The organism is Labrys sp. WJW (genome assembly GCF_001676615.1).
In the GTDB taxonomy this organism is placed as follows: Bacteria; Pseudomonadota; Alphaproteobacteria; order Rhizobiales; family Labraceae; genus Labrys; species Labrys sedimenti.
Genome location: NZ_LYXZ01000022.1, coordinates 115250 through 137908, shown reverse-complemented (window position 1 = coordinate 137908; position 22659 = coordinate 115250). Strand labels below are relative to the sequence as shown.

Sequence of the window (22659 nt, the reverse complement as noted above, 5' to 3'; positions counted from 1 at the left end):
TATGGAGCCGTCCGAAGATCGACACGACGAGGGCGGACCTGGCAGCTGTAAATGCCAGTGAGCGGAGCTCTGTCGGCTCACCATCATACCAACGTATAATACAGGCAGAAACATTCAGTAAAAAAAGCCGGTATAGATGTGATGCCACGGTGGAGGGAGTGCAATCCTCGATTGAGATAATTGGCTTGGGGGCGAGCCGCACTGTCGGACTGATCTGCCGGAGGAAACACCAGGATGGTTTCAAAGCCCGCATGACCTTATCTCCGACAGAGATTCTAATCGGGGTTCGCGTGGACGAGGGACGTTGCTTGCATGCCCTGCAGGCTGAACGAACCTTCGGCACCTATGGCCTCACTGAACGCAGCGACGCTGTCACGCGCACCAACATACCGCCTATTTCCATCGACCTGATCGGCGGTTGCGGCCTCCACCGCACGGCCTTGATGCGCTGCCTCGCGGCGTCGGAGACCGCTCTTGCGGTGGAGGGCTTCAGGGATGTCGAGGCCTGGGCGGCCGCGCCCCTTCGTGCCACCGACGTTCTTCTCGTCGCTTCGGAGCATTCCCCCAGCATCGCGGCAATCGGCAAAGACATCGGGGCAATACTCGAGACAGCACCTGCGGCCCGCATTCTCGTCCTCGCCGACATTACCACCCAGGCCATGCTGATCGCGCTTCTCAAGCAGGGTGCAAAAGGTGTCGTACCCTCGGAATCGACGATCGACAATGTCATCTTTGCGGCCCGCCTCGTCCGCCGAGGCGGGTTGTTCACGCCTCTCCTGGAGGCGGTCCAAAGGAAAGCCGCTACGCCTGATCCTGGCGAAGGCGAGCGGCCCCCGCAGGCTGTGCTGACCCCCAGGCAGATCGAAATCGTCGTCGAATTGCGCAAGGGCTCGGCCAACAAGGACATTGCCCGCGAACTCGGGATGAGCGAGTTCACCGTAAGAGTACACGTCCGCAACATTCTGCGCCGGCTGAAGGCTCGTAGCCGTACCGAAGTCGTTGCGAGAACGAATGCCTTGCAGTTCCCGCCTGCCCGCTCTCGCGCAGCGCCGGAAGCCTCCATCGCCGCCCGTCAAGTTCGTTAGCCAGTTTATTTGCCCCCTCCGCCGGTGCCGTTCATTTATCCTCGTCGCGAATGGACAGCCCGGCGTAGCGAGCCCTCGCGATCAACCGCCTGCCGCGCGGACCGGAAGCGCCCATGACTCACAAGCTCTATTCATTGCTGCGAACACTGGAACGGCATCGCCTCTGGTTCATGATGGACCGTCTGGGTTCCAATTCCGTCACCCTGACGGTCACGGTCGAGGAAAACCGGCTGGAGATCGATGTCTTCGAGGATGAACGGGTTGAATATGCCTGCTACAAGTCCAATCAGAAAATCACTGCCGGGGGCAAGAACCTCGACGCTCTAATCTCGGGGCTGGCTGCCATCGGCCGGCAATGGCCACCCGGCCCACGATAAAGCGGGGACGGCCTTTTCCAAGGGCACGCTGGCGGCGGGCGTGGCGAAGCTTGGCCCAGAAGCTTCCGCTCCAATCATCCCCCAATGGGCCAGCAAGGCCTATCTCGCATTCACCACGAGGGAGCGAGGCCCGCGCCAGGCGGTTTGGCGAGCCCCTGTGCGCAGTCCTCGAGCCATGTGCCCTCCACAAGGCCCCGCGCGTGCCCCTCAAAGCGAAACCCGACCAGGGAGGTCAATTCCTGGCCGGGCTCCAATAGCTCAGGGTCTCGCGAACCCGAGGGAATATTAGGGAATCACCGGCGTCCGCGCCACAAGCGCAAGGTTGCATTGAGCTCCGATCATATAGATATCACGTGTAATTATCTTTGATTACTATGCAACTAAAAGGCGATTTTAGTAATGTAATTTCAAAAAACTGGTTGTAATTTTAAAATGTAGACTTCCAATTTTTCTATCGACACTGAGAAGATTGTGGCCTTTTTGTTACACAATCACCTAAAACAGCGAAATCGACTGACACATGTATCGGATTCTTTTTGCGATGACTCGGGAAGTATCGCAAGCTCACCCCCGGTAACAACCTCAACGGGGGAGTCGCATGACGACCAAATCTCTGCTTCTAGGAACCATTGCCGGCATCGCCGTCGTCGGCGCTGCCCAGGCTGCCGACCTGCCCATGACCAAGGGCGAGGCCGTCGAATATGTGAAGGTCTGCACGGCCTTTGGCCCGGGTTTCTTCTACATTCCCGGCACCGACACCTGCCTGAAGATCGGCGGTGAGATCCGCGCCGACTATCGCGGTTTCGGCGGCAGCGGCAGCGGTCGCGTCGAGACGACCGTCAACGGAGGAACACCCACGGTTACACGCGGGAACTTCAAGTGGGGTCGCAACAACGATCGTACGGCCTTCAACACCCAAGCTCGTATCTGGTTCGATGCCCGCACCCAGACCGATTGGGGCCTGCTGCGCTCCTACTTCCAGATCGATGCCGACTCGCATCCGATCAGCCATCAGGGCCGCGGCGGCATCTATAATGGCAACACCTTCACCATCGACAAGGCCTTCATCCAGTTCGGTGGCCTGACGGCCGGTTATGCCCATTCGTTCTTCGGCTTCTATGACAACGAATATGGCGACACCATCTGGGCGCCCTATTATGCCGAGAGCAACACCGTCAACCTGCTCGCCTACACCGCGCAGTTCGGGGGCGGCTTCAGCGCCACGCTGTCGGTCGAAGACGGCCGTGATCATCGTTCCAACGTCGCGGTGAAACAGGGCGGCCAGCAGGTGCCTGACGTGGTCGGCCAACTGCGCTGGGATCAGAGCTGGGGTTCGGTCGCCATCCAGGCCGCAGGCCACCAGTTCCGCTCGGCCGAGGCCGTCGACGCCAATGGTGTTCCGCTCTTGGCCACCGACCCCGACTATATTCCTCACAAACAGAAATATGGCTGGGCCGTGGGCGGCACGGGCCTGCTGAAGCTGCCCTTCATCGATGGCGGGCACTTCATCGTTGAAGGCCAGTATGCCGATGGCGCCCTCGACTATCTCGGTGCCGGCAACAGCATCTTCAACAACTACAGCGACTATTATTTCGGCTCGAACAGCACCTTCCGCGCCGGCAAGGGCTGGTCGGTGGTCGGCGAACTCGGCGGCAACATCACGCCCGTCCTGAACGCCAACCTCGTGGCCAGCTATATCGACGTTCGCTACGACGACCTGCTCGGCTTCGCCGGCAAGAAATCCTTCGACAAGGAATTCACGGTCGCCGCCAACCTCACCTACACGATCGTCAAGGGCCTTACCATCGGCGCCGAAGTCGCTTACACCCGGGCTGACTTCAACCTGGGTTCGAGCAGCACCACCACGACCGACGGGGAGACCACCACCACGGTCACCAATACCAAGGCCACGCCCAATATCTGGCAGGCCGGCATTCGCATACGGCGTGTGTTCTAAGTCTCTCAGTACAGCGTCAAACCATGAGGGCTCGGCTTGCGCCGAGCCCTTTTCATTGGGCCATTCGCCCGGGAAACCGCAGAATCATGACGACGCAGGCCGGCGGCGAGAAGCGTTGGGAGAATCATTCCTTATCTCGATGAAATGATATCGATAGCCGACTACCAATAGCAATCACCGGCAGCGAAAAGCCTCGGCCTTGGCACGATTGCCGCAGGTGCGCATGTCGCACCAGCGTCGGCCCGCGCCCCGCCCGCGATCGATGAAGAGCCAGGTGCAGCGGCTGCATTGCCGCAGGCGCGCGACGTCTTCGCTGCGCAAGAACTCCTCGAGGGCCAAGGCAATGGCGTCCAGCCAGCGCTCGGAACTGTCCACGTCCGGCCGCCAGCGGAATCGCCTCCCCTCCTCCCGGAAAGCGCCTCGTCCCAAGGCATCGCGGATCGCCCGTTCGACATGCTCCATGCCTTGGCGAGCCGGCTCCGCAAGGCCAGATAGGCCAAGCATTCCCGCATAAGCCTGCTCCCGCAGGTCATGCAGCCGGACCAACGCACCTTCATCGTCGAGCGACGGATCCTGCAGGAATGCGGAGAGTTCCTGCTTCGACAGCAGCCCTGCCCCGTCGGCCCAATGACGAAGCGCCTCCCAACTGCCGATCTTGTCATCCAGGCGGGTCTTGCCGGTGTCGGCAACGGTGTTGATGAAATCAAGCACGGGATGGCCGCCGACATAATCGGCTTCGCTCCACCCTTGGGCAAATCGGCTCTGAGACTCGGGAATAACCATTATTTTGAATTTAGCGGTTGCGCTCTCGAAAATCCAGCCTAACCTATAATTCCAATAAAGAGGTTATTCTGGAGAAGCGCCATGCTGGAGCTTACCAACCGTTTCACCTTTGAAGGCAGCCAGATCGCCTGGGGTATGCTGGGCGATGGTCCCTCTATGGTGCTGGTGCATGGCACCCCCTTTTCGTCGCAGGTCTGGCGCCGCATCGCTCCCTGGCTCGCCCGCAGGCGACGGATCTTCTTCTACGACCTGCTCGGCTACGGCCAATCCGACATGCCGGACAGGGATGTCTCACTCGGCATGCAGAACCGGCTTCTCGGCGCCATGCTGCGCGAATGGGGTCTGGAGCGGCCTCAGGTGCTCGCCCATGATTTCGGCGGCGCCACTGCTCTGCGCACGCATTTCCTCGACGATGTCGCCTTTTCCGACCTGACCCTAGTCGATCCCGTCGCGATCGCACCGCAGGGATCTCCCTTCGTCCGGCATGTCGGCCACCATGAAGCCGCCTTTGCGGGATTGCCGGCCTATGCTCACCATGCCCTCGTCTCGGCCTATATCGGCAACGCGGTCGCGCAGCCCTTGAGCGAGGAGGCTCTATCGATCTATCGCGATCCCTGGCTGGGCGGCATCGGCCAGAGCGGCTTCTATCGCCAGATCGCGCAGATGAGCCAGCGCTATATCGAGGAGGTTGAGGCTCGCTATCGGCGCCCGGACTTTCCGACCCGCATCATCTGGGGAGAGGACGACGCCTGGATTCCCATCGCCCAGGGACGCAAGCTAGCCGAACGCCTCACCGACGGCGCCCTCATCGCAGTGCCCCGGGCTGGCCACCTGGTTCAGGAAGATGCGCCAGAGGCCATCGTCGCTGCCGTCCTCGACGATCCTGTTTGAGGAGAGTTGATACTCCGCTGATCGAGCAGAGGCTCGACAAGCACGGAATCTGCCGCCCAGGCCCGGCCCCCGGCGGCACGCCCCTCGCGTCATCGGGCACCCGACGCCGCTCCCTCCCCCTTCGGCCCTTTTCCGAAACGCAGGCCTGATACGACGGTTGCGATTTTCGCCTGGGGCTTGCAGGTCGCAGCCTCAGTCTGACACCTCGGAAACGAAGCGCCGGCCGCCAGGAAGTCAGCTCCGCTCCATCACCCGATGGAGCGGGGATGATACTCCCTATATCCAGTGCGCCTCCACGCAAACGCACAAACGCAACTGTAGTACTGGGTTGCAACGACGGCCCCGGCGGCGCTGTCAGGCCCGGCGACAACCTTAGCCCATTGGCGATCGATCGGCCGGGGACATCGCAGGGAGCTGCCCCGAACTCCATGCGAGGCTTCGGGCACTCCCATTCCATCCTGGGGTCCGAGATTGGCATCGCAGCCAGAAGTCGAGCCCCAGGGTAGACCGTTCCCCTTTTCCACACAGGATACCCGCGCCCTGCCAAGGAAAGCTCACAAGCCCCGCCTGAGCACCCGTAATCGATCGGCATTGGTGCGAGCTGCAGATCGCCATTCCTGAAATCGCCGGCCCTTTGACCATCGCAAGCACAGCGCGCTGCGCTCGTCTCGAGATATTTGCTTTGGAGAGGATAGAATCTCCGGGAATCAGACTTCGATTCCCGTCAATAGGCAGCGACCTAAATCTTTTATTTTTCTCGCCTGCCTCAGCCGGCGTTTTGACAGCCGTGCAAACCGCAAAAAACCAGCGATAATACAAAAAGATAGAATCGAAACAGGCCGTGCCGGAGGTGATTCGAGACACTATTTCGGCGTTAACCTTTCATTAACCTAAAATTCATTGCCGCTCCGCGAGAATCGGGCATAATTCCCGCTTGAAATGTTGTTTCATGCGAAAAAGCGTTATTCCGAGAATCGTAGTCGATGAACATGTCGATCTCAAACCAGGATCTGGAGGCATTCAGCTTTCACGAGACCATCCTCCAGCAGGGGGAGTTGATCTCGGACAAGCTTAACATGCTCCGGGTCGAGCACTATCCGCCAAATGCGCTGAAGAGCCTGCGCTCCTTCTCGCTGGCGGAGGTCGCCTATTTCCTTGGCGTTACCCAATCCAACGTCAAGAAACTGCATCTGGAAGGCAAGGGCCCGATTCCGACCACTTCCAGCTCGGGCCGGCGCAGCTATACGGCCGAGCAGATGCTGGAGCTGCGGCAATATCTCGACCGGCATGGCCGGGCGGACTTCAAGAAGTATGTCCCGCATCGCCGGGCCGGCGAAAAGCTTCAGATTCTCTCAGTGGTGAACTTCAAGGGCGGAAGCGGCAAGACCACCACCGCCGCCCATCTTGCCCAGCACCTCGCTTTGACCGGGCATCGTGTGCTGGCCATCGATCTCGACCCACAGGCTTCGCTTTCGGCATTGCACGGCATTCAGCCCGAGCTCGACAAGAACCTCTCGCTCTACGAGGCCCTGCGCTATGACGACCAGAGGAAGCCGATCACGCAGGTGATCCGGCCGACCAATTTTCCCGGCCTCGACATCGTACCGGCCAATCTGGAACTGCAGGAATACGAGTACGACACGCCACTGGCCGCCTCCAACCGCGCCTCGCCGGACGGGCGACTGTTCTTCACGCGCATCACCAACGCGCTGAAGGAAGTCGAGGATCGTTATGATGTCGTGGTGATCGACTGCCCGCCTCAGCTCGGCTATCTTACCCTGACGGCGCTGACGGCATCGACTTCGGTGCTGATCACCATCCACCCCCAGATGCTCGACGTCATGTCGATGAGCCAGTTCCTGCTGATGCTCGGCGGCGTCCTGCGCTCGATCAGCAAGGCGGGGGCGGAAGTGCGCCTGCAGTGGTTCCGATATCTGGTCACCCGTTTCGAACCGATAGACGGGCCTCAGACCCAAATGGTCGGCTTCATGCAGGCGCTGTTCCCCCATCAGATGCTGAAAAGTCCCATGCTGAAATCCACCGCGATTTCGGATGCCGGCATCACCAACCAGACCCTTTATGAAGTCGACCGCTCCCAATTCATCCGATCGACCTATGACCGCGCGATCGAGGCTCTCAATGCCGTGAACGAGGAGATCACCACTCTGGTCCACAAGGCATGGGGCCGGCGATGAGACCGATTTTTGACAGCCGTGCAGACCGGCAAAAAAACGCATTCTTTCAATATGTTGGACGAGAGCAGGGGAGGGCGCTTTGGCACGCAAGAATCTTCTAGCGAGCATCACCGGCCCCGCTGCGGATCGGACGATGCATGAAACGCGCTCAGACTATGCTTCGCGCGGCGCATCGCGCTCCATGATGCTGTCGATCGAGGAACTGGCCGAGAGTGCCAAGCGTCTCACCGACGGTGAGACCATTGTCGCGCTCGATCCCAGCCTTCTCGACGCTTCCTTCGTCTCCGACCGCATCGAAGACGACGAGGAGGAATTTGCCCTGTTCCGCGAAGGGATCGAGAAGGATGGGCAGCTTCAGCCCATTCTCGTCCGCCCCCACCCGGACAGCGATGGGCGCTATATGATCGTCTTTGGTCATCGGCGCGCGCGCGCAGCACGGGAGCTCGGCATCCGGGTGCGTGCCGTGGTCAAGAATGTCGAGGAAATCGCCCATATCATCGCCCAGGGCCAGGAAAACACCCGTAGGGCTGATTTGTCCTTCATCGAGAAGTCGCTGTTTGCCGCCAAGCTGCTCGCGATGGGGCAGAGCAAGGATACCATCAAATCTGCCCTCACGGTCGATGATACGCTGCTTTCACGCATGCTGTCGGTGGTCGAGATCGTGCCCCCCTCGATCATCGAGGCAATCGGTGCTGCCAAGGCGATCGGCCGCGACCGCTGGGAAGAACTCAAAAAACTCCTTCTACGGCCTGGCACAGCCAGCCAGGCGGAGGAGCTTCTCGCCACGGAAGATTTTCGCCATCTCGACACGCCTGCCCGCTTTAACCGACTGCTGACGCATCTCCAGCGCTCACGCAAGCCGGTCCGAACGGCATCGCCACCAGAATCGGCCGGCAACTGGGCTGCGGAGGACAAACGCGTGGCGGCCAGCTACCGAAACACCGGAAAATCCTTCAGCCTATCGCTCAAATCGAAGGATGCGGGCGAGTTCGGCAATTACCTCTCGTCCAACCTGGAGGCACTTTACGAAGCCTTCAGGGAGGCAAAACAGCGCAACCAAACAGGAGATTAACCCCGCAAAAGAAAAAAGCCCCCGAGCGTCGCCGCGCGGAAGCCTTTTCTGTCGTAAGCAAACAGAGAATCTCATTTCCGCGAATCACTGTCAAGCGTTTCAGGCGTCGTACTTCGGCGAGCGGATTTCTTTTGCCTGGATAAGGTGAAAGAGAGTGCAGATTCATCATGCAACGTCGCCCTTTGGGCGGCGAACGCTGACACTTGCCCAGATTGCAAGTCAGGCGATCGCTAAGACACGTCCAAACACACGCGCATTTCCCAAATGGGAGATCTACCAGGCCCTGTGCACGGCACGCATGCGTCTCGGCATTTCCGAGCGCGCATTGGCCGTTCTCAACGCATTGTTGACTTTCCATCCCGAAAACACGCTCTCGGGCGAAGCCATCATCGTGTTTCCATCCAATGAGCAGCTCTGCCGCCGCGCCCACGGCATGCCCGCCTCGACACTTCGGCGCCATCTCGCCATCCTTGTCGAAGCCGGCCTGATCATCCGGCGCGACAGCCCCAACGGCAAGCGCTACGCCCGTCGCAATCGCGGCGGCAGCATTGAGCTCGCCTATGGCTTTGACCTCGCCCCCCTGCTTGCCCGTGCCGACGAGTTCATGCAGCTTGCCGCCGAGGTCGAGGATGCCGCCCGATCGCTCAAGCTCGCCCGCGAGCGCATCACCATCTGCCGGCGCGACATCTCCAAGATGATCGCCGCCGCACAACAGGAACTAATGCACGAGAGCCCAGAGAAGGCAGAGGGCCAGATCTGGCTCGACCTGCACGCCCTCTATCGCGACCTCATCGAAAGCATGCCACGACGCGCCACGCTCGAACAGCTCGAAACCTTGGCGGACCAGCTTTCGGCACTGGCCGACGACATCCTCAACCGATTGGAAATACAGATCAAAACTGCAAAAGTGAGCGCCATTGAGTCCAGCAATGAGCGCCACATACAGAAATCAGATCCAGAATCCTTTATTGATTCTGAACCAGCAACACCCATTGCCCAGGCAACAAAGCCAGCACCGGCAAGCCGCACAGCCTCGCTCGACAGTAGCTGCACCCTCGGCATGGTCCTGCGCGCCTGCCCCAATATTCTCGACTACACCCGCAACGGTATCGGCAATTGGCGTGATTTCCTCGGGGCCACCAGCCTGGCCCGCTCCATCCTGCGGATCAGTCCAAGCGCCTGGGAGGAAGCACAAACCGTGATGGGTGAAACACAGGCTGCCGTGGTCATCGCCTGCATCGTCCAGAGAGCCGCCAATATCAATTCAGCTGGCGGTTACCTGCGCAGCCTCACCCGCAAGGCTGAGGCAGGACAATTGTCGCTTGGTCCCATACTGATGGCGCAAATCCATGCCCGCGAACCACAACACTTACGAACCTGACGATCGTCATGGCCAGGATGAAACGAATGATGTCCTTTGCAAAAAAAAACGGCCGGAAAACCGGCCGCTGCTTGGATAGACATCCAAGAAGTTTCTCTTGGGAGGAAACCCCGGGAACCCATCAACCCACCGGGGAAGAATGGGGACGTGCTCCCGACAACAGGGATATGGAGAAAGGCGGGCTCCGCTTCAAGATCGGGCAGCGTTAAATATCCGCAAGGTAGGAACTGGAAACGCATTTGCCGACGACGGGTGTCGAAAAAGTCCTTCTCGATGTGGCGGAAGCTAAATGTGTGTTAGGTTCCGTTATTTGATTTTTCATTAGGGTTATCAGGCCTTTGAAAATAGCTGGTTTGGAGTTCGAAAAGCTACCCTGGAACGAAATCGCAGTCCCTCTTGCCATTGCGGAGGATGGACTTGCGCGGCTCGATGAAAGGCTGCGTACCAGTCCGATCCGACAGGGCTGGATCTCGCGCACCCATTTCTACGATGCCGCCGGCAGCCTGTGGCTCGACGGCGAATTGGTGCATCTCGAAGACCTTGTGCTGCACGATGCAGCCATGGACGCGCGCACACCGACCCATGAGCTTACCCGTGCTCACACCGTCCTGCGAGCTCGGCGGCGTATCGCTTCTGCTCCAGGCGACTGGGCTCTCTCGCCGGAAGGGCTGGCGGCGCTGATCGGCAAGGAACCGGCCGGGCAGGGATTACCCCTCACGCCTCGGGAAGCGGATGACGTCAAGCCACAGGGAAAAGACAACGCATCGGTCCGGCCTGATGAATCGGAGGATCAGGCCTGGGCGGCCGAGCTGGCTGCAATCGACGCGGTCGTCTCGCGCTCATCGGCCGTGCTTGCCGGGGAGATTGCCTCGATGCCCAATCGCAAGCCCGACATCTACGATGCCGACTGGGATGAGGAGGCTCGCCTCGAGGAATGGCGCGAAGACATCAAGCGGCTGGAGGGGCTGCCACCGGTGCTCGCCGCAGCGGCAGCGATCCTCGCCTGGGAAGCCATCGAGCCCCTGCAATATGCCGCCTGGCTCGGACGCGTGCTGGGAGCGAGCATCCTCCGGGCACGCGACAAGGCGCGCTTTCATCTGCCTTGTCTATGCGTGGGCTTACGGGCTTTGCCCCGCGAGACGCGATTTGCCCATGGTCCCGGTCCGCGGCTCCTGGCTTTCATCCAGGCCATCGCAGCGGCGGCGGAACAAGGATTGAAGGACCACGACCGCTGGATCCTGGCTCGGCACCAGCTCGAGCGCCACCTCGCCGGTCGCCGCTCCACCTCGAAATTGCCGGCCTTGATCGAGCTGATGCTGACGACCCCTCTCGCCTCGGCTCAGCTCATCGCCAAGCGACTCGATATCACGCCGCGGGCCGCGCAGGACCTCGTTACACAACTGGGCGTGAGGGAGATCACCGGGCGAGGGCGCTATCGGGCCTGGGCGATCATATGAGTGAATACAGCAAGGCGTCTGCGGTTCGCTACGCCGGTTGAGGTCGGTGGACGCTCAGTTCCTGCAGGCGCTTGACGGCTCCTTCGGAAAGGGCACGGGAGCGGCGCGTGCTGTTGTCGACGAGCACCACGACGCTCTGCCCCTGCGCAACACAGGACCCGTTCTGAAACACGGCCTGATCGAGCGTGATCGAACTGCGGCCGAAAGCGTTGACCCTCGTGCCGATCTCCACCGTCCCGGGCCAAAGCACCTCGGCGCGAAAATCGATGACCACGCGCGCAAGCACGAAAGAGCTGCCGGCATCCGCAATGGGGGCGGCGAGATCATGGAGGAGTTCAACCCGGCCCGTCTCCAGGAAGGTCGCAAACACTGCATTGTTCACATGACCCTGCCGGTCCGTATCGCCATAGCGCAGTTTGTCGGTGGTCAGGAACTCGTAGTCTGCCGGAACAGGCAGGTCAGGCATCGGGCAACTCCGGAACGGCCTTGTGGTGGGGAGCCTGGCGCGCAAGACCATCGAAGAGATCGAGCAGGCGCTCGCGCCAGGCATGGATCGTGTCGTCAGCCGCCAAGAGGGTGGCACCACTGGTGCAGCGGGCCCACATGAACATGCCGAAAACGCAGTAATCGGCATAATTGGGATGCAAGCCTCCGAGGAAGGCCTGCCCGCCCAGCAAATGGCGCAGAGGCGTGAGCGTGTGACGCAGCCTGTCGAGATGAACCTGCTGGTCCTGGACGACCTGCTCCAGCGTCTTGCCATAGCGCTGCTCGCGGGTCGCGCGGAAATAGTCCCGGTCCTTGTCGTCGAGGATAGTGTAGATATCGAGCAGGATCAGGCGGGCGATGGCAGGCAGCAGGGCCGTATCGGCCCAACTGTTGACGAAGCGGGTCACGGCTGCCGCTTGCGGCGCACCGAAGAGGGAAGGGCGCTCGGCAAAGCGCTCTTCGAGGTGAAGCGCGATGCGCCAGGAATCGGAAACGACATTGGCGCCATCGATGAGAACGGGCACCAGCCCCTGGCCCGAGAAGGCGATGGCTTCCTTGTCGGTGAAACGCCATGGCCTGCGATCGGCCTGAAGCCCCTTGTGGGCCAGAGCCATCCGGATCTTCCAGCAATGCGGGCTGAAGCGGAGCTGTGGATCGGACCCGGCGAGTTCGTAGAGGATAAGTCTCGGCTCGTTCGCAAGTCTTGGCTCGTTCATGCCGCCTCCCATGCACAAATGGCATCCGGGTGGAGAATCAGGATCGATTACACCTCATCGGCTATAACACGAGAGGGACCTGAATCAGTTCCCCGCATGCCTGGAATATGATCGGCGGTGATGACCTCGCGGCAATGAGCCTCGAAGGCGTCGACGATGCGCGGGCGCCGCATGTCCTTCAAACAGGCCAGCCCCATCACCATTGGGGAGGTATTGCCCTCGAGTTCGACATAGGCGAGGGGGCGGCCATTTTCCGCCATCATGTTCACTGGCCTCACCGTGAGCATGGAGAAGCCGAGGCCCGCGCCGACATAGGAACGCAGGGTCGAGGGACTGGCCGTTTCAGCGACGATCCGCGGCGTGATGCTGCGCTGCTCGAACATGGACAGGAAATATTGGCGGCTGAGCGGCAGGTCGAGCAGGATGAAGGGCTCGTCCGCCAGCTCCTCCAGGCGGACGCTCGATCGGCCGGCGAACCGATGGTCCGCAGCCAGCAGCACATAGGACGGCATCTCCACCAAAGGCTGGAAGCTCATGTCCGGTGTCAGATTGAGCTGATAGGTCAGCGCGATGTCGATCCGCGCCGAGCGCAGGCCTTCCAGCAGCTCGGCCTCGCTGCCCTCCGTCACCACCATCTGGGCGTCGGGATATTTGGAAATGAAACCGCGCCAGAGCTCCGGCATGATCAGGGAAGAGAAGGTCCTGAATGAGCCGACATTGATCGGACCCGACACGATGGAGCCGGCGGCATTGGCCACGTCATAGAGTTCATAGGCGGCGCGCAGGGATTCCTTGGCGGCCCGGAGCAGGCGTTTGCCGGGCGTGGTCAGCGACAGGCCCTGGGCGTGCTGGCGCACGAAGATCTGCACGCCCAGCTCGGTTTCCAGATGCGAGATCGCCGCCGAGACCGAGGGCTGGGAGATATTCACCAGCTCGGCTGCCCGGGTGACGCTGCCGGTCTCGCCGGCGGCGACGAAATAGCTCAATTGTCGCAAGGTGAAACGCATGGGGTGCTCCTCACGCGGCCGGCACGGATGGTTGGTTCAACACTGCGGCCCTGGATGGCGGATGTGACTGCCGGACAAAATTCCCTGTTCGATGCGGTACGTCAAAGCGGCAACTGGCCGCTCGGCTGGAAAGGGCAGGGGAGGGGCCGGCCTGTCATCAGAGTCCGACGGCAAGGCGATCGACCAGCACTGCCAGCATGGCATCGCAACGCCCGAGTTGGCCGGCATCGACATATTCGTCGGGCTTGTGGCCCTGCGCCATGAAGCCGGGGCCGCAGACCGCCGTTGCCAGGCCCAGCCTGTCCTGGAACAAACCACCCTCCGTGCCGAACGCCACCTTGAAGGTCGGGTCCCGGCTCTGCGTGATCAGGCGCAGCAAAGTCACCACCGGGGAATCGACGGGTGTCTCCAGCCCCGGATAGGCATTGACCTCGTCGATAGCGATGGCCGCTTCCGGAAAAGCAGGGCGCAGGGGCGCGACGATCGCCTCGGCATCATCCCTCAGACCGGCGATGATGGTGTTGGCATCATCGCCGGCGACGTTGCGGATCTCGAATTCGATCTCGCAGCACTCCGGCACGATGTTGAGAGCCTGGCCGCCGCTCATCCGCCCGGCATGGAGGGTGGTATAGGGAATTTCGTACTGGTCGTCGCGCCTGCCGGTTTCGGCGAGTTCGCGCTGGCGAAGGCGTAGCCGCCCGAGGAAATCCGCCCCCAGATGCAGGGCGTTAAGCGCTGTCGGCGCCAAGGCGGAGTGGCCGGCGCGTCCCGTGCAGCAGGCCCGCAGGGCCACCTTGCCCTTGTGTCCGGTGGCGATCCGCATGCCGGTCGGCTCGCCGACGATGCACAAGGCAGGGTGGATCTTGCCGGTTGCCAACCGATCGATCAGGCTGCGCACGCCGACGCAGCCGATCTCCTCGTCATAGGAAAAGGCGAGATGAAGCGGCGTCTTCAAATCGTGCTTGGCCGCTCGCAGAGCAACAGCCAGGGCCGCCGCCACGAAACCCTTCATGTCGGCGGTGCCGCGGCCGTAATAGCGGCCTTCTTGTTCACGCAGCCTGAACGGATCCGCACTCCAGGCCTGACCCTCGACCGGAACGACATCGGTGTGGCCGGAGAGCACGACGCCGCCATCCGCGGCAGGCCCGATGGTCGCGAACAGATTGGCCCTTGTGCCGTCGGGGCTCTCGACGAGATCCCAGCCGATGCCGGCGCCGTCGAGCAGGCTGGTGACATAGCCGATCAGCTCGCGGTTCGATTGCCGGCTGATGGTCGCAAAACCGATCAGGCGCTCGAGAATGTCCAGTGTCGTCGGTTCGATTGCCATGCTGTCATCGCCACATGAAGGAGCCCGATCCTTTGGACCGGGCCCCGATTGTCATAGCCGCTCAGAGATCGCCCGGTACGCCATAGCTCGGCGCCTTGCTCGGGTCGAGGGCTCGCGAGACATAGGCTTCCATCTCGCCCTTCCAGCGCTGCCAGAGCTGGTCGAGGTCCTCGATCGGATCGCCTTCGCTCCAGTCGACCCTGAGGTCCGCTACCGGCCAGGCGACATCCCGCACCAGCAGCATGCCGATGGAATGGACGGGGCCTTCCTCGCCGCCGGCCTTCACCGCGGCGCGCATGGCGCCGATCAGGCGATCGCCCAGCGATTGCTCCGCCGCTGCCTCGAAGGCCGCGACCATGGCGGTGGGCACTTCCGGTGACGACAGGAGGTTGCCGGCCGCGACCACGCCGGCACCCTCGACCACCCGGTGGGTGCCGAGCGTCCGGCTGCCCGAGAAGGAGGCGGTGCGGCCCTGGCTGTCGACCAGAGCGAGCTGGCGGAACTCCAGATGCGGGGCCTCGGCCTTGAGCCGTTCGAGGGCCTCCGGGGCCGACAGCCCCCCGGCCATCAGATCGAGGCCCTTCGGCCCGAGCCGGGGATCGGTAATGTTCTGCGTGGCGACGACGCCGACACCGGCCCGCGCATGGGCGCAGCGGGCGGCGACGCAGGGCGAGGACGAGGACACGGCGATGCCGAACATGCCGGTCCGGGCGCAGCGCGCCGAGATCGAGAAGGTCATCGGGCTCTCCCTCAGGCGGCGTCGGGGATGACGGCCGTCACCTCGATCTCGACCACCCATTCAGGCCGGGCCAGGGCAGGCACCACCAGGCCGGTGGAGCAGGGATGGACGCCCTTGAACCACTCGCCCATCTCCAGATAGACGGCCTCGCGGTAGCGGATATCGGTCAGATACACCACGATGCGGCAGATATGGGCCATTTCGCTGCCGGCTTCCTCCAGCAGCATCTTGATGTTTTCCATGGATTTGCGGGCCTGCGCCCGGGCATCGCCGACATGCAGGCTCTCGCGGGTGTCGAGGTCCTGGGAGACCTGGCCGCGCAGGAACACCATGGTGCCACGGGCGACCACGCCCTGGCTGAGATCGGTGTTGAGCTTCTGCTCGGGATAGGTGTCCTTGGTGTTGAAGGGGCGAAGACGCTTGTGGATCATGATCGGGTACTCCGGGTGCCGAATTAGCGCTGGGCGGTGAGGATGCGGTCCGACAGGCCGGCGGATTTCTTGGTGAAGCGCAGGGCATCGTTCCAATCGAAATTGCGGTAGACGGCGCCGAGATGGGCGAAGGGCGGCGACTGGGCAAAGAGCTGGAAGGTCAGCCGGTGGCCGGCATAGTCGGAGTTGAGCAGGTCGCGGGCGAAGGCGAGCAGCTTGCGCCGGTCGTTGCTGTCCCAGTTCTCATTGAGCGTGTAGTACTTCTTCAGCCAGACGCCGGCTTCCTCATCGGCGAAGCTGGCGGCATCGGGCGTGACGCAGATCTGGCCGCCGCAGAGCTCGCGGGCGATATGCATCATGTGATGAAGCTGCGAGCAGGCATGCACGCGCCCCGTCATCAGGAGGGACTGGTTGGGCATCAGCAGCCCGCCCGGGCTCTTCTCGGCATTGGTGATCGAGGCGGTCAGATGCGCATTGATGCCTTCGCGGTAGCAGGCGAGCGTCGCCAGCTTTTCCTGGACCGCCTGCTGGTTTTCGAGGCCCGTCTGGCGCACGTTCCATAGCGCCGCGCCGATCAGCATGTCGGCAAGCTTGAGGTTGCGCTGCACGAAGGCGAAGGCCGAATAGCGATGCAGCGTGGCGCGGATGAAGGCAGCCGCCTTGGTGTGCTGGTAGAACAGTACGTTCTCCCAGGGGATCAGCACATTGTCGTAGATGACCAGGCAGTCGACCTCGTCGAAGCGGTTGGCGAGTGGATAGTCCTCCGCCGGGGCGCGGCCGGCAAAGCCGGTGCGGGCGATGAAGCGCAGGTTCGGCGAGGAGAAGTCGCACACGAAACCGACGGCATAGTCGGACAGCTCCGAATTGCCCCAATTGGCGATGGTCGGCTTGGTGAAGGCCTGGTTGGCATAGGCCGCGGCGGTCTCGTATTTGGCCCCGCGCACCACGATGCCGGCATCGGTCTCCTTGACGACATGCAGGAGCATGTCCGGATCCTGGTCCTGCGGCCGCTTGGAACGGTCGCCCTTGGGATCGGTATTGGCCGAGACGTGGAAGGGGTCGCGGTCGACGACGCGCTGGATATGGTTGCGGATGTTGACGGAGAAGCGCGGGTCGACCTCGTTGAGGATGTCCTGGCCGTCATAGAGCGACCACATCTCGCCGGCCGTCTCGTCGCCGACGCGGGTGACGACGCCGCCGACATCCTCCAGGATGGTGTCGGTGGCCAGGCGCTTGGCGTGCCAGTCGCTCTGATTGTGGGGCAGCTTGAGGCCGACGGAATAGCGCTCGCCATTTTCCTCATAGCTGAGGATGTCGCGAGTGGCGTCCTCATGCGCGAGATCGTAGATGCGCGCGCGGATATCGACCAGCGGCTTGAATTGGGGATGGACGGTGACGTCCTTGACGCGCTCGCCATTGATCCAGATGCGCCGACCGTCCCGGATCGAATCCCTGTATTGCTGCCCCGTTCTGAGCATCGTCTTTCCTTCGAAGTTTTCAGCGACATGAAGACATGTCGCGAGGTGTGCGGCGGGTGAGGCCCGCTTTGCGTGACCGCCTTGTTGCAGGCGCGAACCATCGATCGGGGCAGGCAGGGCTTGCCCCGTGATGCGGCTGGTTGGTGGTGCCGGCGGCCGCGGCCGGCACCGGTGGGAAGGACGCCCGCTCAGTTCGTCTTGGTGGTCCAGGCGCCGTCCTTGACGACCTTGATCTCGATCTCGACCGGGATCTGCGTCTGGCCGTGATCGTCGAACGAGGTGGTGCCCAGCACGCCGTCATGCTTGATCGAGCGGATGGCCTGGGCGAGCTTGGCCTTGTCCTCGATGCCGTTGTCGGCGATCACCTTGAGCAGGATCTGCGTCGCCTCATAGGCATATTTGGTGTAGGGGCTAGGTGCCTCGGCATAGTTCTGGGCCTTATAGTCGGCCTCCATCTTGGTCAAAGCCGGGTTGGACTGGGAAGCCGGATAGCTGACCATGGTGCCTTCGGCAGCCTTGCCCGCAACCGAGATGAATTCCGGATCGTAAAAACCGGAAATGCCGATCATCGGCATGGTCAGGCCGAGCTCGGCCATCTGCTTGCGCAGGATGCCGGCCTCGGTGATGACGCCGCCGAAATAGATCGCGTCGGGCGCCTCGCCCTTGATGCGGGTGAGGATGGTGCGAAAATCGGTGGTGCCCACGGGAAGCAGGTCGGTGGAGGAGGTCTGCCCGCCGGCCTCGCCGAAGAACTTCTTGAAGAAGTCGGCATTGGAGACGCCATAGTCGGAGGTATCGGCGACGATGGCGACCTTCTTGGCACCCAGCGTCTTGAAGGCCCAGCCGGCCAGAGGCTGGTTCTCGGCCACCAGGGTCGGGGTGACGCGGGTGATCTCGGGCAGGTTCTGCTCGGTGATCTTCGGGCCGATGGCGCCCCAGACGATCATCGGCATCTCGAAGCGATGGAAGACGGGAATGGTGGCGAGCGCCACCGGGCTGTTCCAATGGCCCGTCGCCGCCACCACGGCTGAATCATTAGCCAGCTTCATGGCTGCGGAGACGCCGGTCTGCGGGTCGGAGGCGTCATCGAGCGCCACGCCCTCGATCGTATAGGGATAATTGCCCTCATTGGCCTGCTTGATGGCGAGCAGGAAGCCGTTGCGGGCGCCCAGGCCCTGGGGCGCGTTGCCGCCGCTGAGTGGGCCGAGGAAGCCGAGCTTGATGGTGTCCTTGGCCAAGGCCAGTGTCGGCAGCGAGGCCATGGCGGTCGCCAGCAGCACACTGCCGAGGAGGCGGCGCCGGCGTGCGTTGAAGATGGTCATGTCTTTTCCCTTGCTCGATGGTGCGCCGGACCACGGCAGGAAGTCTGGACTTGTCTTCTTCTTTGAGAGCCCGTGGCCGGTCGGCTTGTCCGAAGACGAGAGCAAGGGTGCGAAGTTTTTGAGAAAGCGAGAAGTCGCAATTTTTGAAGCACTGCCTCAGAAATGCCTAAGCAGCGCCGGCTTTCATCGCTGCCCCGCCTATGCCTAGAAAAGAAGACCGGACACTCGGCAAACGAGGCGGGAGGGGAATTCTATGGATGCGCTGCTCGCGCAATATCTGCTCAACTGGCTGGTGCTGGCCAGCATCTATGCCTTGGTGGCCTTGGGGTTCAGCCTGTTGTTCGGCGTGCTCAATGTCATCCATTTCTCGCATGGCGACGTGTCGATCACGGCGCCCTTCGTCGCCTTGGCGATGATCCAGGTCCTGACCGGCGGCATGCTCGGCTTCGATACCGTGCAGGCCGCCCTGATCGCCTGCCTGATCGCGATCGCCTTTGTCGGCCTGCTCGGCGTGCTGCTCGACTGGCTGGTGATCCGCCGCTTCCGCAATGCCCCGGCGATGATGGCCCTGGTCGCCACGGTGGCGCTCGGCACCGTGGTGCGCGAATTGATCCGCAGCTTCTATCCGCAGGGCAGCAATCCCAAGCCTTTTCCTGCTCTGGTGACAGGCGAGATCTCGCTGTTCGGCCTGACTATCCCGGCCTTCAGCCTCACGGTGATCGTCCTGTGCATCGCGATGGTGGCGGCCCTGTTTGCCCTGATGCGGCATACGCCGCTCGGCATGCGCATCCGGGCCGTCGCCGAGGATCGCAACACGGCGCGGCTGATGGCGATCAATCCCAGCCGCATGTTCGCCGCCACCTTCCTGCTCGCCTCGGCGGTCGGCGCCATCGGCGGCCTCTTCTATGCCAGCCATGCCGGTGTGGTGCGCTTCGATTTCGGCATCCAGCTCGGACTGATCGGCTTTTCGGCGGCGGTGATCGGGGGGCTCGGCTCGATGCAGGGCGCGATCATCGGCAGCCTCCTGATCGCCGGCATCGAGATGCTGGCGCAGGCTTTGCTGGCGGATGGCGCCTCCTATCGCCTGGTCTGCATCTTCGTGCTGGTGATCTGCGTGCTGGTCTTCAAACCCTCGGGCCTGCTCGGCAAGCCTGTCTTCGAGAAGGTGTGAGCGATGGCCGCCACCACGCATAATCTGTCGCAGGCCCGTGCCGGCGCGTCGCTCGGTGCCCTGGCCATCGTCCTCGGCGTCGAGCTCGTCGGAGCCGTCCTGCTCGGAGCCCTGCTCCTGGCCGAACAGACCTGGATCATCGTCGCTTTGCTGGCTCTGCTCGGGGCCGGTTTCGCCGTCCTGCAGCTCCGGCCGCAGATCGAGGAACAGATCATCGCAGCCTTCCGGCAATGCCGGGGCGTCGCCACCCTCCTCGGCATCGCCATCGTCCTGGCGTTTCCCTTCTTCATGCAGGGCAGCAGCTATGCGCTGCACCTGCTCATCGTGGCCCAGCTCTATTCGGTGCTTGCGCTCGCCCTCAACTTCCAGCTCGGCAGCGCCAACATTCCCAATTTCGCGACGGGTGCCTCCTATGGCATCGGTGCCTATACCTCGGCGCTACTGGCGATCAATTTCGGCATTTCCTTCTGGCTGACCCTGCCGATCTCGGCGGTGGTGGCGACCCTGTTCGGCTTTGCGCTCGGCTTTCCCTCCATGCGTACCAAGGAGAGCTATCTGGCCCTGGTGACCATCGCCTTCGGCATCGTCGTCCAGCAATTGCTCAACAACCTGTCCTGGACCGGCGGTCCCAACGGCCTGGTCGGCATCCCCGCCCCGACCTTCTTCGGGCATTCCTTCATCAAGCCGCTCTATGTCTTCGGCTACAAGCTGCCGAGCCAGGCCAATTTCTACTATCTCTCGGCGGCGCTGGTGGGCCTGGCCATCCTCTCGGCGGGACGCCTCCACCACAGCCGGGTGGGCCTGGCCTGGAACGCATTGAGGGCCGATCCGCTCGCGGCGCGCTGCCAGGGCATCAACGTGGTCTGGTACAAGATCCTGGCTTTCGGCGTCGATGCCTTCCTGGCCGCGTTCGCCGGCACCGTCTATGCCTTCTATGTCAGCTATATCTCGCCCGACAACTTCACCTTCGTGGTGTCGGTCACCATCATGACCATGGTGATCGTGGGCGGCATGGACAACACGCTCGGCGTGATCATCGGCGCCTTCCTGCTGACGCTGCTGCCGGAGAAGCTGAGGGTGTTCTCCGATTACCGCCTGCTCTTCGTCAGCATCATCGTGATCGCCTTCCTGATCCTGCGGCCCCAGGGGCTCTTCCCGCAGCGCGCGCGCAATTATGGGGGCCGGCCATGAGGGAGCCGGTCATGAGCGAGGCGCTTCTGGAGACGCGCGACCTCACCATCCGCTTCGGCGGGCTGACGGCGGTCGACGGCGTCGACCTCCGCCTCAACAGCTCGGAGATCCTGTGCATCATCGGGCCGAACGGGGCGGGGAAATCAACTTTGTTCAACGTCATTACCGGCATCTACCGGCCGTCCAAGGGCACGGTGGCGCTGGAGGGACGCGACATCACCGGCAACCCCGCCCACCGCATCGCGGCCGCCGGCATCACCCGCACCTTCCAGTCGAGCCGGTTGTTCAACGATCTGACGCTGGTCGACAATGTGGTGATCGGCATGCATTGCCGGACCCGCACCGGAGTGCTCACCGCCCTGCTGCGTCCCGGCAAGGCGCGGGCCGAGCTCGACGAGGCGGCGGAGCGCGCGGGCGAACTGATCCGCTCCATCTCGCCCGACCTCTATGAGCGGCGTCATACGCTGGCGGGCACACTGCCCCAGGCCGATCGCCGCCGCCTGGAGATTGCCCGGGCGCTGGCTTCCGATCCGAAAGTGATCCTGCTCGACGAACCGTCTTCCGGCATGGATGACCGCGATACCGACGCCCTGATGGCCAGCATCCGCTCCGTCATGGCCCGGCGCGCCGGCCTGTCCTTCCTGATCATCGAGCACGACATGCGCCTGGTCAGGGCTTTGCCCGACAGGGTTGCCGTCATCGATTACGGCCGGAAGATCGCCGACGGCGATTTCCAGGAGGTGCGGCAGCTGCCGCGCGTCCAGCAAGCTTATCTCGGACACAAGGCCGGCCATGCTTGAGCTCAAATCCGTCTCGACCAGCTACGGGCCGGTGCCCATGCTGCGCAACGTCTCGCTTCAGGTGTACAAGGGCGAGCTGGTCTGCCTGCTCGGGCCGAACGGCGCCGGCAAGAGCACGACCTTCAACGCCATTTGCGGCCTCATCAGGCTCGATGCGGGGTCGATCGGCATTGCGGGCAAGGATGTGGCGGCGGTGGGAACCGAACGCCTGTCCGCCCTCGGCGTCGGCTTCGTCCCCGAAGGGCGCCGGCTCTTTCCGACCCTGAACGTGCGGGAGAATCTCAAGCTCGCCTTCGACGCCTCCAAATGCCGGGTGCCGTTCGAGGACAGGCTGGAGGCGATGGCCAGCCTGTTTCCGCGCATTCGCGAGAGGCTGGCGCAGGGCGCGGGGACGATGTCAGGCGGCGAGCAGGCCATGGTGGCCCTGGCCCGCGCCCTGATCGGCAATCCGCAGCTGGTGGTGATGGACGAGCCCTCGCTCGGCCTCTCCCCCAAGCTGATCGACGAATATTTCGACATCGTCGGGCGCATCCGCGACGAGGGCAAGACCGTGCTCCTGATCGAGCAAAATGCCGAGACTGCGCTCTCGATCGCCGATCGCGGCTACCTCCTGGTGCGTGGCCAGATCGCGGTGACGGGGTCCAGCAAGGACCTGCTCGCCAACGACACGGTGCATCACCTCTATCTCTAGGCGGACATCTGCCAACCTAGGGCGCGCTGCGGCTTTTCTGAACCCGTGCAGCGGAAATCCATATTTTCCAGCGCCGGCGATTTCCGGAAGGATCGTTGGCCT

General features: G+C 62.5%; 22 protein-coding genes. 13 read left to right on the top strand and 9 right to left on the bottom strand.

The window, feature by feature from the left end; translation table 11 throughout:
• The first annotated feature begins 308 nt into the window (after positions 1 to 308).
• From BA190_RS36460 to BA190_RS15975, 3 genes are all read left to right on the top strand, one after another.
• Positions 309 to 1085 carry a response regulator transcription factor gene (locus tag BA190_RS36460; protein ID WP_068289219.1) on the top strand — a complete coding sequence of 259 codons (777 nt, stop codon included), beginning with the start codon at positions 309 to 311 and terminating at the stop codon, positions 1083 to 1085.
• A 113-nt stretch (positions 1086 to 1198) separates the two neighbouring features.
• Complete coding sequence (locus BA190_RS15980; protein WP_068289217.1) at positions 1199 to 1462, top strand: hypothetical protein; 264 nt, start codon at positions 1199 to 1201, stop codon at positions 1460 to 1462.
• A gap of 598 nt (positions 1463 to 2060) precedes the next feature.
• Positions 2061 to 3419, top strand: a complete 1359-nt coding sequence (locus BA190_RS15975) for a porin (RefSeq protein WP_068289214.1) — start codon at positions 2061 to 2063, stop codon at positions 3417 to 3419.
• A gap of 174 nt (positions 3420 to 3593) precedes the next feature.
• On the opposite strand, the gene BA190_RS15970 is transcribed toward BA190_RS15975, so the two are convergent.
• Positions 3594 to 4130, bottom strand: a complete 537-nt coding sequence (locus BA190_RS15970; protein ID WP_202908475.1) for a CGNR zinc finger domain-containing protein — start codon at positions 4128 to 4130, stop codon at positions 3594 to 3596.
• Between the two features lie 153 nt (positions 4131 to 4283).
• Between BA190_RS15970 and BA190_RS15965 the strand changes: the two genes are divergently transcribed.
• From BA190_RS15965 to BA190_RS15945, 5 genes are all read left to right on the top strand, one after another.
• Entirely contained in the window at positions 4284 to 5093 is an 810-nt protein-coding gene (locus BA190_RS15965; RefSeq protein WP_068289209.1) for an alpha/beta fold hydrolase, read from the top strand.
• 983 nt (positions 5094 to 6076) lie between these two features.
• The gene (repA, locus tag BA190_RS15960) at positions 6077 to 7288 is read left to right on the top strand and encodes a plasmid partitioning protein RepA (RefSeq protein ID WP_068289206.1); all 1212 of its coding nucleotides are present in this window, start codon (positions 6077 to 6079) and stop codon (positions 7286 to 7288) included.
• Between the two features lie 79 nt (positions 7289 to 7367).
• Positions 7368 to 8360 carry a plasmid partitioning protein RepB gene (repB, locus tag BA190_RS15955; RefSeq protein ID WP_068289203.1) on the top strand — a complete coding sequence of 331 codons (993 nt, stop codon included), beginning with the start codon at positions 7368 to 7370 and terminating at the stop codon, positions 8358 to 8360.
• Positions 8361 to 8514: 154 nt separating this feature from the next.
• Entirely contained in the window at positions 8515 to 9741 is a 1227-nt protein-coding gene (repC, locus tag BA190_RS15950) for a plasmid replication protein RepC (protein WP_068289200.1), read from the top strand.
• A gap of 353 nt (positions 9742 to 10094) precedes the next feature.
• Positions 10095 to 11198, top strand: coding sequence for an RHE_PE00001 family protein (locus tag BA190_RS15945; RefSeq protein ID WP_245314745.1), 1104 nt, complete (start codon positions 10095 to 10097; stop codon positions 11196 to 11198).
• Positions 11199 to 11226: 28 nt separating this feature from the next.
• On the opposite strand, the gene BA190_RS15940 is transcribed toward BA190_RS15945, so the two are convergent.
• The 8 genes from BA190_RS15940 to BA190_RS15905 form a co-directional block, all read right to left on the bottom strand.
• The gene (locus BA190_RS15940; protein ID WP_068289194.1) at positions 11227 to 11664 is read right to left on the bottom strand and encodes a thioesterase family protein; all 438 of its coding nucleotides are present in this window, start codon (positions 11662 to 11664) and stop codon (positions 11227 to 11229) included.
• On the bottom strand, positions 11657 to 12400 hold the full coding sequence (locus BA190_RS15935) for a glutathione S-transferase family protein (RefSeq protein WP_068289191.1): 744 nt from the start codon (positions 12398 to 12400) through the stop codon (positions 11657 to 11659). The genes BA190_RS15940 and BA190_RS15935 overlap by 8 nt, the downstream gene beginning before the upstream one ends.
• 47 nt (positions 12401 to 12447) lie before the next feature.
• Positions 12448 to 13407 (bottom strand): LysR family transcriptional regulator, encoded by a 960-nt coding sequence (locus BA190_RS15930; RefSeq protein ID WP_068289188.1) that lies wholly within the window; start codon positions 13405 to 13407, stop codon positions 12448 to 12450.
• Between the two features lie 157 nt (positions 13408 to 13564).
• Positions 13565 to 14734: an acetylornithine deacetylase gene (gene argE, locus BA190_RS15925; RefSeq protein ID WP_068289185.1), complete on the bottom strand. Its 1170-nt coding sequence runs from the start codon at positions 14732 to 14734 to the stop codon at positions 13565 to 13567.
• A 61-nt stretch (positions 14735 to 14795) separates the two neighbouring features.
• Positions 14796 to 15473, bottom strand: a complete 678-nt coding sequence (locus BA190_RS15920) for a DUF1028 domain-containing protein (protein ID WP_068289182.1) — start codon at positions 15471 to 15473, stop codon at positions 14796 to 14798.
• Between the two features lie 11 nt (positions 15474 to 15484).
• The gene (locus BA190_RS15915) at positions 15485 to 15904 is read right to left on the bottom strand and encodes a RidA family protein (protein ID WP_082979771.1); all 420 of its coding nucleotides are present in this window, start codon (positions 15902 to 15904) and stop codon (positions 15485 to 15487) included.
• 23 nt (positions 15905 to 15927) lie between these two features.
• The gene (locus BA190_RS15910; RefSeq protein WP_068289178.1) at positions 15928 to 17382 is read right to left on the bottom strand and encodes a 4-hydroxyphenylacetate 3-hydroxylase family protein; all 1455 of its coding nucleotides are present in this window, start codon (positions 17380 to 17382) and stop codon (positions 15928 to 15930) included.
• A gap of 188 nt (positions 17383 to 17570) precedes the next feature.
• Positions 17571 to 18704 (bottom strand): branched-chain amino acid ABC transporter substrate-binding protein, encoded by a 1134-nt coding sequence (locus tag BA190_RS15905; RefSeq protein WP_068289175.1) that lies wholly within the window; start codon positions 18702 to 18704, stop codon positions 17571 to 17573.
• On the opposite strand from BA190_RS15905, the gene BA190_RS15900 reads away from it, so the two are divergent.
• From BA190_RS15900 to BA190_RS15880, 5 genes are read left to right on the top strand one after another with little or no spacing between them, the layout of a single operon-like run.
• On the top strand, positions 18703 to 18912 hold the full coding sequence (locus BA190_RS15900; RefSeq protein WP_068289172.1) for a hypothetical protein: 210 nt from the start codon (positions 18703 to 18705) through the stop codon (positions 18910 to 18912). The two genes, BA190_RS15905 and BA190_RS15900, sit on opposite strands and share 2 nt — an antisense overlap.
• A gap of 45 nt (positions 18913 to 18957) precedes the next feature.
• Positions 18958 to 19875 carry a branched-chain amino acid ABC transporter permease gene (locus tag BA190_RS15895; RefSeq protein WP_068289169.1) on the top strand — a complete coding sequence of 306 codons (918 nt, stop codon included), beginning with the start codon at positions 18958 to 18960 and terminating at the stop codon, positions 19873 to 19875.
• Positions 19876 to 19878: 3 nt separating this feature from the next.
• Positions 19879 to 21066 (top strand): branched-chain amino acid ABC transporter permease, encoded by a 1188-nt coding sequence (locus BA190_RS15890; protein WP_068289166.1) that lies wholly within the window; start codon positions 19879 to 19881, stop codon positions 21064 to 21066.
• Between the two features lie 11 nt (positions 21067 to 21077).
• Positions 21078 to 21866 (top strand): ABC transporter ATP-binding protein, encoded by a 789-nt coding sequence (locus BA190_RS15885; RefSeq protein WP_156771532.1) that lies wholly within the window; start codon positions 21078 to 21080, stop codon positions 21864 to 21866.
• Positions 21859 to 22557: an ABC transporter ATP-binding protein gene (locus BA190_RS15880; RefSeq protein WP_068289160.1), complete on the top strand. Its 699-nt coding sequence runs from the start codon at positions 21859 to 21861 to the stop codon at positions 22555 to 22557. The genes BA190_RS15885 and BA190_RS15880 overlap by 8 nt, the downstream gene beginning before the upstream one ends.
• Positions 22558 to 22659 lie beyond the last annotated feature (102 nt).